The 16,184-nt window shown below is 70.3% G+C and carries 23 protein-coding genes; 11 read left to right on the forward strand and 12 right to left on the reverse strand.

The genetic code is table 11. The features are described from left to right. Position 1: 1 nt before the first annotated feature. Entirely contained in the window at positions 2–697 is a 696-nt protein-coding gene (locus ABTV10_RS06200; RefSeq protein ID WP_499033264.1) for a helix-turn-helix transcriptional regulator, read from the forward strand. 10 nt (positions 698–707) lie between these two features. Here the strand turns inward: ABTV10_RS06200 and ABTV10_RS06205 are convergent, their stop codons facing one another. The 8 genes from ABTV10_RS06205 to rpmB form a co-directional block, all read right to left on the reverse strand. Beyond that, positions 708–1,655 (reverse strand): AEC family transporter, encoded by a 948-nt coding sequence (locus ABTV10_RS06205; RefSeq protein WP_499033266.1) that lies wholly within the window; start codon positions 1,653–1,655, stop codon positions 708–710. 23 nt (positions 1,656–1,678) lie between these two features. Then, complete coding sequence (locus tag ABTV10_RS06210; RefSeq protein WP_499033269.1) at positions 1,679–2,455, reverse strand: ABC transporter ATP-binding protein; 777 nt, start codon at positions 2,453–2,455, stop codon at positions 1,679–1,681. Then, the gene (locus ABTV10_RS06215; protein ID WP_499033271.1) at positions 2,452–3,486 is read right to left on the reverse strand and encodes an iron chelate uptake ABC transporter family permease subunit; all 1,035 of its coding nucleotides are present in this window, start codon (positions 3,484–3,486) and stop codon (positions 2,452–2,454) included. The genes ABTV10_RS06210 and ABTV10_RS06215 overlap by 4 nt, the downstream gene beginning before the upstream one ends. Then, the gene (locus tag ABTV10_RS06220) at positions 3,483–4,664 is read right to left on the reverse strand and encodes an ABC transporter substrate-binding protein (protein ID WP_499033274.1); all 1,182 of its coding nucleotides are present in this window, start codon (positions 4,662–4,664) and stop codon (positions 3,483–3,485) included. The genes ABTV10_RS06215 and ABTV10_RS06220 overlap by 4 nt, the downstream gene beginning before the upstream one ends. A gap of 94 nt (positions 4,665–4,758) precedes the next feature. Further along, positions 4,759–5,013 (reverse strand): 30S ribosomal protein S18, encoded by a 255-nt coding sequence (gene rpsR, locus ABTV10_RS06225; RefSeq protein ID WP_348608112.1) that lies wholly within the window; start codon positions 5,011–5,013, stop codon positions 4,759–4,761. 9 nt (positions 5,014–5,022) lie between these two features. Further along, entirely contained in the window at positions 5,023–5,328 is a 306-nt protein-coding gene (gene rpsN, locus ABTV10_RS06230; protein WP_499033276.1) for a 30S ribosomal protein S14, read from the reverse strand. Positions 5,329–5,332: 4 nt separating this feature from the next. Further along, entirely contained in the window at positions 5,333–5,497 is a 165-nt protein-coding gene (gene rpmG, locus ABTV10_RS06235; protein WP_499033278.1) for a 50S ribosomal protein L33, read from the reverse strand. A gap of 4 nt (positions 5,498–5,501) precedes the next feature. After that, the gene (rpmB, locus tag ABTV10_RS06240; RefSeq protein ID WP_499033279.1) at positions 5,502–5,738 is read right to left on the reverse strand and encodes a 50S ribosomal protein L28; all 237 of its coding nucleotides are present in this window, start codon (positions 5,736–5,738) and stop codon (positions 5,502–5,504) included. Between the two features lie 114 nt (positions 5,739–5,852). Between rpmB and mrf the strand changes: the two genes are divergently transcribed. The 9 genes from mrf (at position 5,853) to ABTV10_RS06285 (ending at position 12,780) form a co-directional block, all read left to right on the forward strand. Continuing rightward, entirely contained in the window at positions 5,853–7,088 is a 1,236-nt protein-coding gene (mrf, locus tag ABTV10_RS06245; RefSeq protein ID WP_499033280.1) for a ribosome hibernation factor-recruiting GTPase MRF, read from the forward strand. Next, a complete protein-coding gene (locus ABTV10_RS06250) occupies positions 7,085–7,354 on the forward strand; it encodes a type B 50S ribosomal protein L31 (RefSeq protein WP_499033281.1) in 270 nt (89 codons plus the stop codon). The genes mrf and ABTV10_RS06250 overlap by 4 nt, the downstream gene beginning before the upstream one ends. Positions 7,355–7,357: 3 nt before the next feature. Continuing rightward, positions 7,358–7,531: a 50S ribosomal protein L32 gene (rpmF, locus tag ABTV10_RS06255; protein WP_499033283.1), complete on the forward strand. Its 174-nt coding sequence runs from the start codon at positions 7,358–7,360 to the stop codon at positions 7,529–7,531. 33 nt (positions 7,532–7,564) lie between these two features. Then, positions 7,565–8,176 (forward strand): trimeric intracellular cation channel family protein, encoded by a 612-nt coding sequence (locus ABTV10_RS06260; protein WP_499033284.1) that lies wholly within the window; start codon positions 7,565–7,567, stop codon positions 8,174–8,176. Between the two features lie 68 nt (positions 8,177–8,244). Further along, positions 8,245–8,931: a response regulator transcription factor gene (locus tag ABTV10_RS06265; protein WP_433610772.1), complete on the forward strand. Its 687-nt coding sequence runs from the start codon at positions 8,245–8,247 to the stop codon at positions 8,929–8,931. Next, positions 8,931–10,394 (forward strand): HAMP domain-containing sensor histidine kinase, encoded by a 1,464-nt coding sequence (locus ABTV10_RS06270; RefSeq protein WP_499035146.1) that lies wholly within the window; start codon positions 8,931–8,933, stop codon positions 10,392–10,394. The genes ABTV10_RS06265 and ABTV10_RS06270 overlap by 1 nt, the downstream gene beginning before the upstream one ends. 165 nt (positions 10,395–10,559) lie before the next feature. Continuing rightward, a complete protein-coding gene (locus ABTV10_RS06275; protein WP_499033287.1) occupies positions 10,560–11,945 on the forward strand; it encodes a S1C family serine protease in 1,386 nt (461 codons plus the stop codon). Positions 11,946–12,040: 95 nt separating this feature from the next. Next, positions 12,041–12,535 carry a MogA/MoaB family molybdenum cofactor biosynthesis protein gene (locus ABTV10_RS06280; RefSeq protein WP_499033288.1) on the forward strand — a complete coding sequence of 165 codons (495 nt, stop codon included), beginning with the start codon at positions 12,041–12,043 and terminating at the stop codon, positions 12,533–12,535. 29 nt (positions 12,536–12,564) lie between these two features. Further along, positions 12,565–12,780 (forward strand): hypothetical protein, encoded by a 216-nt coding sequence (locus ABTV10_RS06285; protein ID WP_499033290.1) that lies wholly within the window; start codon positions 12,565–12,567, stop codon positions 12,778–12,780. An 89-nt stretch (positions 12,781–12,869) separates the two neighbouring features. On the opposite strand, the gene mscL is transcribed toward ABTV10_RS06285, so the two are convergent. The 4 genes from mscL to ABTV10_RS06305 all read right to left on the reverse strand — a co-directional run bounded on the left by mscL (position 12,870) and on the right by ABTV10_RS06305 (position 15,168). Continuing rightward, entirely contained in the window at positions 12,870–13,304 is a 435-nt protein-coding gene (gene mscL / locus ABTV10_RS06290; protein ID WP_499033291.1) for a large conductance mechanosensitive channel protein MscL, read from the reverse strand. Positions 13,305–13,342: 38 nt separating this feature from the next. Beyond that, positions 13,343–14,050, reverse strand: coding sequence for an SAF domain-containing protein (locus ABTV10_RS06295; protein ID WP_433610782.1), 708 nt, complete (start codon positions 14,048–14,050; stop codon positions 13,343–13,345). 99 nt (positions 14,051–14,149) lie between these two features. Further along, entirely contained in the window at positions 14,150–14,440 is a 291-nt protein-coding gene (locus tag ABTV10_RS06300; RefSeq protein ID WP_433610784.1) for an FmdB family zinc ribbon protein, read from the reverse strand. A gap of 122 nt (positions 14,441–14,562) precedes the next feature. After that, a complete protein-coding gene (locus tag ABTV10_RS06305; RefSeq protein WP_499033293.1) occupies positions 14,563–15,168 on the reverse strand; it encodes a 5-formyltetrahydrofolate cyclo-ligase in 606 nt (201 codons plus the stop codon). Positions 15,169–15,228: 60 nt separating this feature from the next. Between ABTV10_RS06305 and ABTV10_RS06310 the strand changes: the two genes are divergently transcribed. After that, complete coding sequence (locus ABTV10_RS06310) at positions 15,229–16,152, forward strand: UTP--glucose-1-phosphate uridylyltransferase (protein WP_433610788.1); 924 nt, start codon at positions 15,229–15,231, stop codon at positions 16,150–16,152. Positions 16,153–16,184: the final 32 nt, after the last annotated feature.

Consider the following 16,184-nt stretch of genomic DNA (forward strand, 5'->3'; position numbering starts at 1 on the left):
CATGAGTGAGCGGTGCGGGACGGTGACCGGAGACCGGGACCTGATGTCGTCCAGGTCCCCGGTCACCGTCGCGCACGGCCTGCTCTCGCGCTGGGCCGGTGAACTCGGCTACGTCGCCGCCGCGATCACCTACCGGCGCCGTGGGGACGTCACGCATCGCGTGTTCGCCAACGGGGGATACGCACCACCCGTCGCGGAGTACCTCGCCCACGAGTTCGTCGACGACACCGGCGTGTTCGACCGCATCCGGATCGCGTCCGGTCGGCCCGTGTGTTGGGAGGACGTCCCCGGCTTCGAGCGCACCGCCACCGTGGAGGAAGTGCTGCGGCCCTCCGGGTTCCGTGAGGGATCATCGGTGGCGCTCGGACTCGAGCGGGGCCAGGTGACCGGCGTCCTGCACGTGAGTTTCGCTCGGTCCCAGGTCGATTCGTCCGCGCGAGCCGGGATCGAGGCGCTCGCGACCCAGTGCCGCCGCATCGTCGCCGATCAGGCCGATCGGGAGGCGTTCCGGCTCAGCGGCCGCGAGCACCAGGTCCTCGCGCTCGTCGCGCAGGGACTGAGCAACGCCGAGATCGCGGACGAACTGCTGGTCAGCAAGCGGACGGTGGCGACGCATCTCGAGAACATCTTCGCGAAGACGGGGACGCGGTCCCGGGTCCGTGTGGCGGTGCGAGCCACCGAACTGGGCGTCCTGTGAAGCGGGCGGCTCAGGCCAGCAGCGCCGCCACCAGCGCGATCGCGGGGATCGACGCGAGCGTGGTGACGAACGCGGCGTCGCGGGCGAGGACCATGCCGCGCTGGTAGCGGCTGGCATAGACGAAGACGTTCTGCGCGGTCGGCAGGGTCGAGACCACCACGATCGCGAACAGTTCGTGGCCGTCGAGGCCCAGCAGGAAGCGGGCCATCAGGTACCCGAGGACGGGTTGGACGCAGATCTTGAGGACCGATGCCAGCGCGACGTCGCGGCGCGGACTCGCGCCCTTCTCGAGCACCCGCACCCCGTACAGCGACAGACCGAACGCCAGCAGCGCACCCGGAACCGAGGCGCCGCCGATCAGGCGGAACGGCTGCATCAGCGCCTCGGGCGGCGTCCACCCCGACACCGCGACCGCCAGCCCGGCCGCCCCGGCGAGCACGATCGGATTCTTGAACGGCGCGGTGATCGTCTCGAGCCGGGACGCGCCCTGGCGCATCGTGCTGATGTCGAGCACGGTCAGCGCGATCGGCGAGAAGATCATGATCTGGAACAGCAGCAGCGGGGCGACGAACGACGCGTCGCCGAGCACGAACACCGCGATGGGGATGCCGAGGTTCGCGGAGTTCACGTACGACGACGCGAGCGCACCGACCGTCAACTCCGGCAGCGGCCGACGCAGCCAGACCTTGGCGACGGCCAGATAGATGCCGGCGACGGCGAACGCCGTGGCCGCCGCGACCGCGAGGGTGGGGGAGAACACCACCGACAGATCGGAATTCGCGAGGGTGTCGAAGAGCAGCGCCGGCGTCGCGACGAAGAACACCAGCCGGCTGAGCACGAACTGGCCGTGTTCGCCGAGAGTGCCGCTGCGACCGAGGAAGAACCCGATCGCGATGACGACGAAGATAACCGTGAAACCCGCGACCACACCCGACACGTCGCGGGGCACCTCCAACACCGAACCGAAACTCGGCGGAAAGTCTAGACCTCGTCGAGGCGGAAGATCCCGGCGGCGGGGTCGAAGCGGACCCGCTGCGAGTCGAACGCCCGCCGGATCGCCCCGGACTCGACGAGCACCGCGGGGGTGCCGTCGACGACGGTGGCGTCGCCGGCGGCCAACCACACGTGCCGTGCGGTGCGCAGGACCAGTTCCACGTCGTGCGTCGAGAGCAGCACCGTCATGCCGGCGTCGTCGGCGATCTCCGTGAGCAGCGCCAACAGTTCGACGCGGGCGGCGACGTCGAGGAACGCGCTGGGCTCGTCGAGCACCAGCAGCGACGGCTGCTGCACCAGCGCCCGCGCGATCAGCACCCGCTGGCGCTGCCCGTCGGACATCTCGTGCAATCGGACGTCGGCGAGGTGCGTGGCGCCCATCCGCTCGAGGCTGTCGGCGATCAGTGTCTTCTCGCCGGCGCTCAGCCGCGACGCGAAGCCCTGGTGCGGCAACCGTCCGAGTGCCGCCACCTCGCCGCCGGTGAGCAGGCCGCCGTCGACGCGGTCGGTGAGGACCACCGCGATCCGCCGGGCCCGCTGCGCGGGTGGCAGCGACGTGACGTCGACGCCGTCGAGCAGCACCGCCCCGCCGAGCACCCGCTGCAGGCCGGCGACCGACCGCAGCAGCGTCGACTTGCCGGCACCGTTGGGTCCGAGCAGCGCCGTCACCTGCCCGGCGTGCGCGGTCAGGTGCAGGTCGGTCAGCACCTCGCGCAGCGGGCGGCCCGGGTAACCGACGGTCACGCCGTCGAGCACGAGCGTCATGCCATACCCGCTTTCGCCCGGCGCGAGCGCAGCAACACCAGGATCACGACCGGGGCGCCGACGAGCGCGGTCACGACGTTCAGCGGCAGCACGCCGTCGCGTCCGGGAAGCTGCGCGACCACCGAGCACAGCAGTGACACCGCCGCGCCCATCAGGATCGCTCCGGGGACCAGCAGCCGGTGATCCGACGTCCGGAGCGCGAGCCGCGCCAGGTGCGGAACCGCGATGCCGAGGAACGCGATGGGTCCGCAGAACGCGGTGACCGCGCCCGCGAGCAGGGCGGACGCGGTGATCGCGATCGCCCGTGTGCGCAGCAGGTGCACACCCATCGAACTCGCGTAGTCCTCGCCGAGCAGCATCGCGTTGAGCGGCCGCACCAGCGTCGCCGCCAGCACGAGGCCGACCAGCACGACGGGCACCAGCACCCGCAGGTCCGACCACGACGCGCCCGCGTACGAGCCGAGGCTCCACAGGATGAACTGCTGCATCTGGGCGGGCTGCGAGAACGCGACCAGCAGCGAGACGACGGCGCTGGTGACCGAGCCGACCATGACACCGACGATCAGCAGCGTCACCACCGACTGGACCCACCGCGAGATCGCGACCACCAGCAGCAGCACCGCGAGGGCGCCCACCGCGGCGGCCGCGGCGATCCCGAGTCGGCCGGTGCCGGCCACGGCCGCGAACACGCCCGCCCCGGCGCCCGAGCCCAGCACGACGAGCGCGACACCGAGACTCGCTCCCGACGACACACCGAGGATGTACGGGTCGGCGAGGGGGTTCGCGAACAGCGTCTGCATCAGCAGGCCCGCGACCGCGAGCGCGGCACCCGCGCACGCCGCCGTCACGACCCGGGGCAGACGAATGTCCTCGATGAGCGTGGTCCACCGGCCGCTACCCGCGTCCCCGGTGAACAGGTAGCGCACGGTGGCGTCGAACGGGATCGTCACCGACCCGACCGACACCGCCAGCACGGTCGCCGCAACGACGAGCGCGACCAGCGCGGTGACGGCGGCTGCGGTGCGGTTCACTGCAGGCGACGGTAGAAGGCGAACTCGTGGCCGGGCAGCAGATCCGGGTGCGCGATCGCGATCAGGTCGGCCAGCACCAGGTCGGGCCGCAGGACCCCCTGCTCGTAGATGTCGAGTGCGCCGGCGTCGGTCATGCGGTTCGACGACGTCCACACCTGGCCGTCGCGGAACGCCGCGAACTCGGCCAGCCGCGGTTCGGCCGCGATCGCGTCCGCTTTGGTGGCGTTGGACGACGTGCTGATCGCGAGCGGGATGTCGCCGGCCTTCGCGAACACCGTCTCGAGATCGGTCTGCAGGGTGCCGGTGCCGGGCTCGGTCATCCACGGGTGCGTGATGTGGGCGGTGGTGTACAGGTCGTTGGAGTAGCTGGCCAGCGGCACCGACCAGGCGCCCTGGTACGGCAGGCCAGGCACGACCGGCACGGGAGCGGTGTTCGCGGCCAGGCTCGTGTACTTGTCGTACTCGGCGACGATGCCGTCGAACGTCTCGGTGGCCTGCTTCTCGGTGCCGGTGAGGGCGGCGAAGAACTTGATCCACTCGGCGCGGCCCAGCGGATTCGTCTCGAGCCAGTCGTAGTTGTCGAGGACCGGGATCTTCGAACGCTCGATCACGGCGAACGCCGGATCGGTGAAACCGCCGGTGACGAACGCCTGCGGCGCGTGGGCGACGACGGCCTCGGCGTCGACCTGGCCGGCCGTCGCGAACTGGACGACACCGTCGTCGGCGATGTGGGTGCGCGCGGTCTCGCTGTAGACGTAGTCGGCGCTGGCGAAGCCGGTGAGGGTATCGAGCTTGCCGAGCGCCTCGAGGCTCGGCAGGTGCGTCGTGGACTCGGCGAACAGGTCCGTCACCGGAGTAGTGACCTGCTGGGCGCCCGCCAGATCACCCTTCATGTCGGGTGCCGGGGCGCCGCACCTGGTGAGCACGTACGACTCGTCGGCCTGACCGGGCTGCCGGACGGTGAGCACCTGGTACGAGCCCCGGTACTCGATGTCGAAGTTCTGTGCGTACTCGACGGTCTGCTTGTCCGGGAAGTAGTCGACACCGGGGTCGAAGTCGGTGATGCAGTCGGGAGAACCGAACACCGACGTCGAGGACTCGGACGAGCAGGCCGCGACACCGCCCACGGTCAGGGCGGTCGCGGCCAGGAGAGCGGCGGTACGGAGCGAAAACGACACCCGGAGAATCTAGCGTGACGCCGAACGCGCGAGGCCGCGCAGTCTCTGGGACTGCGCGGCCTCGCGCGATCTGTCTGTGCGATCTGTCTGCGTGCTACCGGCTGGTGAACGGCAGCAGAGCCATCTCGCGGGCGTTCTTCACGGCGATGGCGACCTGACGCTGCTGCTGCGGGGTCAGACCCGTGACGCGGCGGCTGCGGATCTTGCCGCGATCGGAGATGAAGGTGCGGAGCAGGTTGACGTCCTTGTAGTCGACGGTCTCGATGCCCGCGGCGATGAGCGGGTTCTTCTTGGGGCGGCGGCCCTGCTCGCTGCGCGCCTTCTTCGACGGTGCCCTCTTGACTGCCATTGCTCTTCCTTACCAGCTCGACTTGTGTACGCCTGGCAGTTCCCCGCGGTGGGCCATCTCGCGTACCCGCACGCGGGAAAGACCGAACTTTCGCAGGTGACCGCGCGGACGTCCATCCGCAGCGTCTCGATTGCGCAATCGTACCGGACTGGCGTCCCGCGGAAGCCCTGCCAGCCGAGACTGTGCGGCGGCGCGTTCCTCGGAGGTGCTCGAGGGGCGGCGGATCGTCTCCTTCAACTCGGCCCGCAGTCGCGCATAGCGGGCGACGATCTCCTTGCGCTGTTCGTTCTTGACGATCTTCGACTTCTTCGCCACCGTCTCAGCGCTCCTCTCGGAAGTCGACGTGGCGGCGCACCTTCGGGTCGTAGCGGCGCAGCACCAGTCGGTCGGGGTCGTTGCGGCGGTTCTTCCGGGTGTAGTACCGGTAGCCGGTCCCCGCCGTGGAGACGAGCTTGACCAGGGGGCGGATCTCGTTGCGTGCCATGGGTTCAGACCTTCTGTCCGGCGGCCCGCATGCGGGCGACGACGGCCTCGATGCCGTCGCGGTCGATGGTGCGGATGCCTTTCGGCGTCAGCCGCAGGGTGACCCGGCGGCCCTCGCCGGGCAGGAAGTACGTCTTGGTCTGGATGTTCGGGTTCCAGCGCCGGTTGGTCCGTCGGTGGGAGTGCGAGACGGACCGACCGAAACCGGGCCGTCTGCCGGTCACCTGGCAGTGAGCGGACACGGGTGCTCCTTTCCGGCCGGAACGGCCAGTTAATGAAAACGATTGTCGTTAATCGCTCGGTGAGTGTAGTCTCGCCAACCGTTAATGACAATCGTTTTCGAAAGGGGCTCGATTGTGGCTGCGAAGCCGGACGGCCGCACCCCGCTGGTCGTGGTCAGCGGGTGGAGCGGACCGGTGCACGAGACCGCGCACTCGTTCCTCGGTGACCGGGAGACGCCCGCCGTCGTGGTTCGACACGACCTCGGCGACCTCGGCCAGGGCATCGTGCGACGCACCCTCACGACCGGATCCGCGGAGGCGCCGGAGGTGACCACGGAGGTCCTCGAACTGGCCCACGGGTGCGTGTCCTGCACGCTCCGCTACGACCTGTTGCCGCTGTTGCGCAGGCTGCACGCCCGCAGTTCGGTCGGCCGCATCGTCCTCGAACTGGACCCCGCGCTCGAGCCGGAAGCCGTTTGCTGGGCGGTGCAGCACGTCCCGGTGGTCGGTGTCGTCGGACAACTCGACGGCCCCGCAGGCCGCGACGTCCGCGTCGAGGCCGTCGTGGCGTGCCTCGACACCGAGGCCTGGTGGGAGGCGGTGACCGGCGACGAGGACCTCGACGACGACCGGACCGTCGCGCAGGTCGCGGTCGGGCAAGTCGCCTTCGCCGACGCGCTCGTCGTCGACGACCGTGCCGCCGACCCCTGGCTGACGCACAAGGTGGCGGCGGTGCTCGCCCGGCTCGCGCCCGGTTGCCCGACCTCCGCCGCGCCGGACGGTCCGGCGCTGCTGTCCCGAGTCGGCGCCGACACCCGGCGCGGCCGCGTCGACGGCGCCCACTCCCCACTGCTCCGGGGAGGTCCGCCCCTCGACGCCGACCACGGTGTCGCGCTCGTCGAGTTCACCGCGCGACGACCGTTCCACCCGGGACGGCTCCACGAGGCGATCGACGTCCTGCTCGACGGCGTCGTCACCGCGCGCGGCCGACTCTGGCTCGCCACCCGCCCCGACGTCGCGCTGTGGCTCGAATCGGCGGGAGGGGGACTGCGGGTCGCCGCGGCCGACCGCTGGCTCGCCGACATGACGGCCGACGAACGGTGCGACGTCGACGCCGAGCGGCGTGCGCTCGCCGCCCTGCGCTGGGACGAACGGTTCGGCGACCGGGACACCTCGATCGTCGTCCTCGTCCACGACGTCGACCCCAGCGCGATCACCGCGGCGCTCGACTGGGCGCTGCTCACCGAACGCGAACTCGACGACGAGGCGTCATGGCCCACGTGGGACGACCCGTTCGGCGAGTTCCACACCGATCCGTGCGCCCCGACCGCCGTGGGCGCACTCGAGAAGAACGGAGAAACGACATCGTGAAACCCGGCATCCATCCCCACTACCGGCCCGTGGTGTTCCAGGACGCGGGCACCGGCACCGCCTTCCTCACCAGGTCCACCGCCCGAACCGAGCGCACCGTGGACTGGGAGGACGGCCACAGCTACCCGCTGGTCGTCGTCGACGTCACCAGCGCGTCCCACCCGTTCTGGACCGGCGCGGACCGCATCGTCGACACCGAGGGCCGGGTCGAGAAATTCGAGCGCCGGTACGGTCGCCGGGTCCGACGCGACCCCAGGGAGGGCTGAGCGGTGGCGGTACCGAAGCGGCGCATGTCGCGCGCCAACACCCGCAGCCGGCGCGCGCAGTGGAAGGCGTCCGTCCCCGACCTGGTGACCGTCACGGTCGGCGGACAGACGTTTCGCGTCCCGCGGCGGCTGGTCCGGGGCATCCGGCTCGGGGTGGTCGATCCCACCCGCCTGTGATCCCCGGCAGCGGGTCCGTGCGACCCTGTCCGCGTGTTGCTGAAGATCCTCGAACTGGTGGGCATCGTGGCGTTCGCCGCGTCGGGATCCCTGGTCGGCGTCAGTAAGCGCTTCGACATCTTCGGGGTGTTCGTCGTCGGTGTCTTCACCGGCATCGGCGGCGGCATCGTCCGTGACCTGCTGCTGGGGATCCATCCGCCGACGTCGCTGACCAGTTGGCCGTTGTTCGGGACGGCGGCGGCGACGTCGGTGGTCGTGTTCTTCGTGCACTCCACGCTGGGCCGCCTGCGACGCGTGATCCTCGTGCTCGACGCCCTCGGCATGGGCCTGTTCGCGAGCACGGGTGCGACGATCGCTCTCGAGCACGGCGCGGGCCCGCTCGCGTCCGCCCTGATCGGGGCCACCGCCGCGATCGGCGGCGGCATCCTGCGCGACGTGCTGGTCAACGAGGTCCCGCTGCTGCTGCACCGCGACCTGTACGCGATCCCGGCGCTGCTGGGGGCCGCGCTCGTCGTTGCGGGGACGTCGGTGGGCATGACCTACAACGCGGTGCTGGTGCTCGGGACGGTCGTCGCGACGACGTTGCGACTGGTCGCGATCTGGCGGCGCTGGAGCCTGCCCGCTCCCCGGTTCCCTTCCGACTGAGCCGACACGCCGGCCTGCTCGACGGGACCTCTCAGCGGGATCTCAGTCGCTCGGGCCAAAATGTCGGCATGCGCATTTTGGTGGTCGACGACGACCGGGCGGTCCGGGAGTCGCTGCGGCGATCCCTCAGCTTCAACGGCTACACCGTCGATCTCGCCGTCGACGGAGTCGATGCGCTCGAAAAGGTGACCGCGTCGCGCCCGGACGCGCTGGTGCTCGACGTCATGATGCCGCGACTCGACGGGCTCGAGGTGTGCCGCCGACTCCGCAGCACGGGCGACGACCTGCCCATCCTCGTCCTCACCGCGCGCGACTCGGTGTCCGAGCGGGTGGCCGGACTGGACGCCGGCGCCGACGACTACCTGCCCAAGCCGTTCGCGCTCGAGGAACTGCTGGCGCGACTGCGGGCACTGCTGCGCCGCGCGGCCCCCGCTGCCGGTGACGACTCGGAGACGATGAAGTTCGAGGACCTCACGCTCGACCCGGTCACCCGCGAGGTGACCCGCGGCGGCCGCTCGATCAGCCTCACCCGAACCGAGTTCGCGCTGCTCGAGATGTTGATGGCGAACCCGCGCCGGGTGCTCTCGCGCAGCCGCATCCTCGAGGAGGTGTGGGGGTACGACTTCCCGACGTCGGGCAACGCGCTCGAGGTGTACGTGGGCTACCTGCGCCGCAAGACCGAGGCCGACGGTGAACCGCGGCTGATACACACCGTGCGCGGGGTCGGCTACGTCCTGCGGGAGACGCCTCCGTGATGGTCACTCCCTTCGGTCGGGCGGGTTCCCGTCCCAACGGCCCGGAGACGCCGATCGGCGCCATGCCACCTCCCCGGCACGAGATGCGTCCCCCGATGCCGCTGACCCGGTCGGTGTCGCTGCGGTGGCGCGTGACGCTGCTCGCGGCGTCGGTCGTGGCGATCGCGGTGGCGGTCATGGCCGTCGCCGCGTACGCGGTGGTCTCCCGCGCGCTGTACGCCGACGTCGACAAGCAGCTGCAGTCGCGGGCGTCGGCGATCGTCGACAACGACCTCATCACCTTCGACCCGCGGTACGTCGCGGGCGCGACGCTGTACACCAGCGACATCAGCGTGGCGTTGATCTTCCCGGACTTGAACAAGTACATCCCGCCGGGATCGGTGGTGCCGATCGGTGCGCCCGAGCTGGCGGTGGCGCGCGGCCAACGCGACTTCTCGCTGCGGACCGTCGAGGACAACCGGGTGCTCGCCGAACGCACCCGCGACGGCAGCACGCTGGTGATCGCGCAGCGACTCCAGCCCACCAAGGACGTGCTCGACCGTCTCGCCTGGGTGCTCTTCGTCGTCGGGGGCTGCGGCGTCGTCCTGGCGGCGGCCGCCGGCACCACCGTCGGACGAACCGGTTTGAGACCGATCGGGAGATTGACCGCGGCGACCGAACGTGTCGCCCGCACCGACGACCTCACGCCGATCCCGGTGACCGGCAACGACGAACTGGCCCGGCTGACCGTGAGTTTCAACACGATGCTGCGTGCCCTCGCCGAGTCCCGGGTGCGGCAGAGCCGGCTCGTCGCCGACGCGGGGCACGAACTGCGCACCCCGCTCACCTCGCTGCGCACCAACATGGAGTTGCTGATCGCGTCGAGTCGTCCCGGAGCCCCGCACATCCCGGACCAGGACATGGCCGAACTCCGCGCCGACGTCATCGCCCAGATCGAGGAGCTGTCCACCTTGGTCGGCGACCTGGTGGACCTCGCCCGCGAGGACGCGCCCGAGACGGTCTTCGAACTCGTCGACCTCCGCGAGGTGGTGGAGCGGTCGCTCGAGAAGGCCCGCCGGCGACGCAACGAGATCGACTTCGAGGCCGTCACGACGCCGTGGTTCGTCTACGGCGACCAGGCGGGCCTGTCCCGGGCCGTGCTCAACGTGCTCGACAACGCGGCGAAGTGGAGCCCGTCCGGCGAACGCGTCGACGTCACGATGCGGCAGATCGGGGACCGGCTGCTCGAGCTCACCGTCGACGACGCCGGTCCCGGCATCCCGGTCGAGGAACGCGAACTGGTCTTCGAGCGGTTCTACCGGGCCACCGCATCGCGGTCGATGCCCGGATCGGGGCTCGGCCTCGCCATCGTGCGGCAGGTGGTCGTCAAGCACGGCGGCACGATCGCCGTCGAGACGTCCGACCGCGGCGGCGCCCGTATCCGCGTCGTGCTGCCGGGCGAACCGGACGCCGACGCCCGCTGAACGTCCGTCCGGGTGCCTTCGGGGGTGACCTCGGTGGAATTCACGGCAAGGTCACGGGAAACTGAAAGCGGCGTCTCAGCGGCTTCTCAGCCGTACCGGGCAACCTGAAGTCAACGACCGGACCAGAGCCGCCCACCCAAGGCGGTCACGAACGAAGGCGGTGCGATGACCGACGACCGTAACCCCCACGGTGGCCCCGACCAGGGGGCTCCGCAGCACGGTAGCCCTCAGCAGAGCAATCCTCAGCAGGGCGCTCCTTACCAGGCGCCCGGCCATCAGTCCGCGCCGCAGGATCCGTGGCGTTACCAGGCCCAGACCCCCGGATACCCGGGCGGTGCGCATCCCGGCCACGGCTATACCCAGCCCGGATACCAGGCGGGGCACCAGCCGACCGAGCAGTTCCCCGGGATCGGCGCGACCGGCACCCTTCCGACCACCGGCGCGCCGGTGGCCACTCCGCCGCGCCGGGTGGGACGCACCACGCTCGTCGCCGGTGCCATCGCCCTGGCCCTGGTCAGTGGCGGTATCGGCGGCGCCGTCGGCGCGCTCTCGACGTCGAGCAACGGCAGCAATGCCCCGGTGTCGAACGCGCTCGACGCCCCCAGGGCGAGCGCCAGCCCGGCGTCGAACGCGCCGGAGGGCTCCGTCCAGGCGGTCGCGGCCAAGGTCGTGCCCAGTGTCGTGCAGATCCAGGTCGCCGGCAGCCGGGGCGAGGGCGAGGGCTCCGGCGTGGTCCTCTCGTCCGACGGCCTCATCATGACCAACAACCACGTGGTCTCCGGCGGTGGACCCGACGGCAAGCTGATGGTCGCCTTCTCCGACGGCACCACCGCGCCCGCGACCCTCGTGGGGACGGACCCGACGTCCGACATCGCGGTCATCAAGGCCCAGGGCAAGACGGACCTGACCCCGGTCGAGCTGGGCTCGTCCGAGGGCGTCCAGGTGGGCGAGCAGGTCGTCGCGATCGGTTCGCCGCTCGGACTGGCCGGCACCGTCACGTCGGGCATCGTCTCGGCGCTCGACCGGCCGGTGTCGACCAGCGGTGAGACCGGCAACCAGAACACCGTCATCGACGCGATCCAGACGGACGCCGCGATCAACCCCGGTAACTCGGGTGGTGCGTTGGTGAACATGAACGGCCAGCTCATCGGCATCAACACCGCGATCGCGACCGCCGGCGGTCAGGGCGGATCAATCGGTCTCGGCTTCGCCATCCCCGTCGACCAGGCCCGACGGATCGCCGACGAACTCGTCGACACCGGCAAGGCCACCCAGGCGATCATCGGTGTGCAGGTGTCGGCCAAGGAGTCCGCGGGCGGCGCGACCGTCGTCGACGTCACCCCCGGAGGCCCGGCCGACAAGGCCGGTATCCCCAAGGGCGTGATCGTCACCAAGGTCGACGACCGGGTCGTCACGACCGGTGACTCGTTGATTGCGGCCATCCGGTCCCACGCCCCCGGCGACACCGTGAAGGTGACCTACCGGGACTCCGCCGGCAACTCCAAGACCGTCGACGTCCAGCTCGGAACCCAGACACAGGGCGGTCGTTGATGGACTCTGATCACCCCCGGCCCCCGGCACGGATTCTCAGGCCGCTCCCGACGGTGTCGGGCGAGCTGCCGGGGGCTGCCACTACGGTAGGGGCCATGGAACTCGAAGCACCGCTCGCCGGACGTGCGCTCGTCGTGATCGTCGATGACCGAACCGCACACGGTGACGTCGACTCGACCGGACCGCTCGTGACAGAACTGCTCACCGAGGCAGGCTTCCTGGTGGATGCGGTGGTCGCGGTGACCGCCGACGAGGTGGAGATCCGCAACGCACTGAACACCGCGGTGATCGGTGGCGTCGATCTGGTGATCTCCGTCGGTGGTACCGGTGTCTCGCCACGCGACGTGACGCCCGACGCCACCGCCGAGGTGCTCGATCGAGAGCTGCCGGGAATCAGCGAGGCACTGCGGTCCTCGGGACTCGCGGCCGGTGCGGTCGACGCCGTGATCTCGCGAGGACTCGTCGGCATCTCGGGCAGCACCCTCGTGGTCAACCTGGCGTCGTCCCGCGCCGCGGTGCGCGACGGCATGGCGACGCTGACCCCGTTGGCCAGCCACGTCATCGGGCAGCTGTCGAGCATCGAAGACTAGACACCGGCGAACAGAGCGGAACGAAAGACATGTCGGCAGGACAGACGGACACCGGCTCGACGGCGGAAAGCCGGCCCTCCGCGGCGTCCGGCCGGGCCCGCATCGACCGGGCTCGCCTCGACGCCATCTTCGGGACCGTCCTGCCGGAGCAGACCTCCGACGAACGCTCCCGCGACGGCGCGTCGTCCTCGGGCGGCGGTCAGGACGAGTGGCTGCGGCGGCAGGTGCCGCCGCATCACGGCTGACCGGCGTCCGGACCCGCGGGCGAGACGACAACGGCGAAGGAGCCCATCCGATCGGATTCGGATGGGCTCCTTCGCCTTGGATCGGGCGGCTAGTCGAGCACCCGGGTGTGCTTTCCGTCCGGCTCGGTACCCGCCTCGCCGATGCGACCCTCCGCCAGGATGTCGCGGATCTGGATGAGCAGATCGGCCTCGCTGGCCTTCGTGTCCTCTTCCTCGGTCGCGAACCGGGCCTTGACGGCGTTCGCCGGCACGATGAGCACGAAGTAGACGACCGCCGCGATGATGACGAAGTTGATGATCGCGGTCACCACGGCACCGACGTTGACGAACGTCTCCGGGTTGCCGGCGATGATCTCCTTGCCCCAGGCGTGCTCCTCGGAGCCGCCGACCGCGGCCACGAGCGGATTGATGATGTTGCTGGTGAAGGCGGTCACGATCGCGGTGAACGCGGCGCCGACGACGACCGCGACGGCGAGATCCAGGACGTTTCCGCGGAGCAGGAAGTCCTTGAAGCCTTTGAGCATGTGGTAGCCCCTCTGTGTGTTTCCCGACCGAGGCGAGACTAGTGCAGTGTCACGGTGATCGCGTCGGTGAGCGACGCCGCGGCCACCGCACCCGCCTCGGGCGCCGGGAGTGCGAGCATCACGACCTGGTCCCGACGCGTACCCGACGACGGTTGCTCGGGCGACACCAGCACGACCGTCGCGCCGGACGCCAGGACGGTCGCAGCGGGCGGCTGGGACGCGCCGGTGTCGTGCGCCGCGCCGACGGTGAGGACGTCCACCCGGTCGCCCTCGCGAATGAACTCCGCGAGCCCCGCGTCGGACAGTCGGACGGGAACCACCCGGGCGTCGGCGGATCCGACGGCGGCCTCCGCGAGGCGCGGTCCGAGCAGTCGGACGTCGGTGAGGATCTCACCGCCACGGACGGGGGAGGAGACGGTGCGCCCCACCACGGCGCCCGCGTCGTCGACCGCGGCGTCGGGAAGATCGGCGCGCGGACGGGCCACGGTGCGGACGTCGTCGGCGGTCACGAGGTGACCGGGCGTCAGGTCCCGCGCCGCGACGACCACCGGTTCGCCGGTGTCGTCTCGGTTGTCGCGGATCAGGAACACGAAGGCCGCGACGACGAGAGTCGCCGCGGCGATCCGCCGTGCGGTGTCGGTCCGGGCCCAGCCGGGGCGCAGCAGCCGACCGAGCCGGTCGCCGATCGTCGGAGCGAGTGATCCGCTGCGGTCGGTCTCGCGTCGACGGAACAGGTCGTGGGGCATGACGGGAACGCTAGGCCTGGGAGTGGAGGCCGGAGCCTGTCGGAACCGCGTTCGGCAACCCGCCTGTGGATGAACGGCGGGCTGTGGAGAACCTGCTGACTAGCTGGCAGCGGCGGGAGCGGAGGTGCTCGACGACGACCCGGAGGTCGATGAGCTCGACGTGCTGGTAGAGGAGTCGCTCTTCTTCGCCGGTTCGCTCGCGGTGCTCGATCCGCCGCGGCTGTCGGTGCGGTAGAAGCCGCTGCCCTTGAAGACGATGCCGACCGAGTTGAACAGCTTGCGGAGCTTGCCGGAGCACTCCGGGCAGACGGTCAGGGTGTCGTCGGTGAACGACTGCACGATGTCGAATCGGTTGTCGCACTCGGTGCAGGCGTACGAGTAGGTGGGCACTGGGGTCCTCCGCTGGTGTCGCGCATTGTGTAGTCAAACCGCAGGTGTTGGCACTCTACAGTCGACAGTGCCAACAGCGCGAACCAGCCGACTATTCCAGCGGCAGCGGACCGACCTGCCGATTACCCCGGATCGCCCGCCCGCAGACGCACCAGCCCGCGGCCCGGCGTGAGGGCATGGGTCATGGCCACGTCGTGCGGATCACCCGGCAGGTGCGGCACCAGTTCGCTGTCGCGGACGACGGCGACGAGCATCGCGTCGGGTCGCGCCATCCCCAGGGTGCGGTCGTAGAAGCCCGCGCCCCGGCCCAGCCGCACGCCCTGCTCGTCGACCGCCAGCGCCGGCACCAGGACCACCGCGGCGGCCGCGACCTCGGTCGACGGCAGCACCGGACCGCTCGGCTCGCGCAGCCCGTACCCGGCCGGGACGAGATCGTCGCGACCGGTGAACTCGGCCCACTCGAGCGGGCCGGGCTCACCGGTGACGGGCAACAGAACCCGGCGGCCCGCGTCGCGCAGCGCGTCGAGCATCTCCATCGAGCCGGGCTCGCTCCCGACCGGGACGTACGCGCACACCGTGGTGTCGGTTTCCGGGTCCGTCGTGACCGATGTGACCGATGTGACGAACTCGACCAGCGCCTCGGCTTCGGCCCTCTTGGTCTCGGGCGCGACCGCCCTGCGTTCCCGTAGCACGCGGGTCCGCCATTGCGCTTTGGTCGGCACATTCATGATCGCAACCATAGGATCGCTCCGACCGGCCGCGGGGGCCGGTGGATAGGGTGGTGAGTTATGACAGAAGCCGTCACCAATGACAACAGGTGCTTTCGGACGGCGGTCGTTCCCGCTGCGGGTATGGGAACCCGGTTCCTACCTGCGACGAAGACCGTGCCGAAGGAGTTACTCCCGGTGGTCGACACCCCCGGCATCGAATTGGTGGCGGGAGAGGCGGCCGACTCCGGGGCGAGCCGTCTGGTCATCGTGACCTCACCGGGCAAGGACGGTGTCGTCGCCCACTTCGTCGAGGACCTCGTCCTCGAGAGCAAGCTCGAAGCCAGCGGCAAGTACCACCTTCTGGAGAAGGTGCGGAAGGCCCCGGGGCTGCTCGAGGTGGAGTCCGTCGTTCAGGAACAGCCGCTGGGCCTCGGCCACGCGGTCGGCTGCGCCGAAGCTGTTCTCGACAACGACGAGGACGTGATCGCCGTACTCCTGCCCGACGACCTCGTCATGCCGCGCGGTGTGCTCGAGACCATGGCCCGGGTGCGGGCCAAGCGTGGTGGCACCGTCCTCTGCGCGATCGACGTACCCAAGGACCAGGTCAGCGCCTACGGTGTGTTCGAGGTGGAGACCGTGCCGGACACGACCAACCCGGACGTCCTCAAGGTCACCGGCATGGTCGAAAAGCCGGCCATGGAGGACGCGCCGTCGACGTTCGCGGCCGCGGGCCGCTACCTGCTCGACCGGGCGATCTTCGACGCGCTGCGCCGGATCACTCCGGGCGCCGGTGGTGAGCTTCAGCTCACCGACGCGATCGCCCTGCTCATCGAGGAGGGACATCCCGTTCACGTCGTCGTCCACCGCGGATCTCGACACGATCTGGGAAATCCCGGCGGCTACCTGCGTGCTGCGGTTGACTTTGCGTTGAACAGCGAGGAGTACGGCCCGTCTCTGCGTGAGTGGCTGACCGACCGTCTCCAGCAGCCGTCCGGCGAGTAGTCGCCGGTAGGTACAGGTCGGGTCGACAGGGT

The organism is Paraburkholderia sp. RHO2, from assembly GCF_050955445.1.
Taxonomy (GTDB): domain Bacteria; phylum Actinomycetota; class Actinomycetes; order Mycobacteriales; family Mycobacteriaceae; genus Prescottella; species Prescottella agglutinans_A.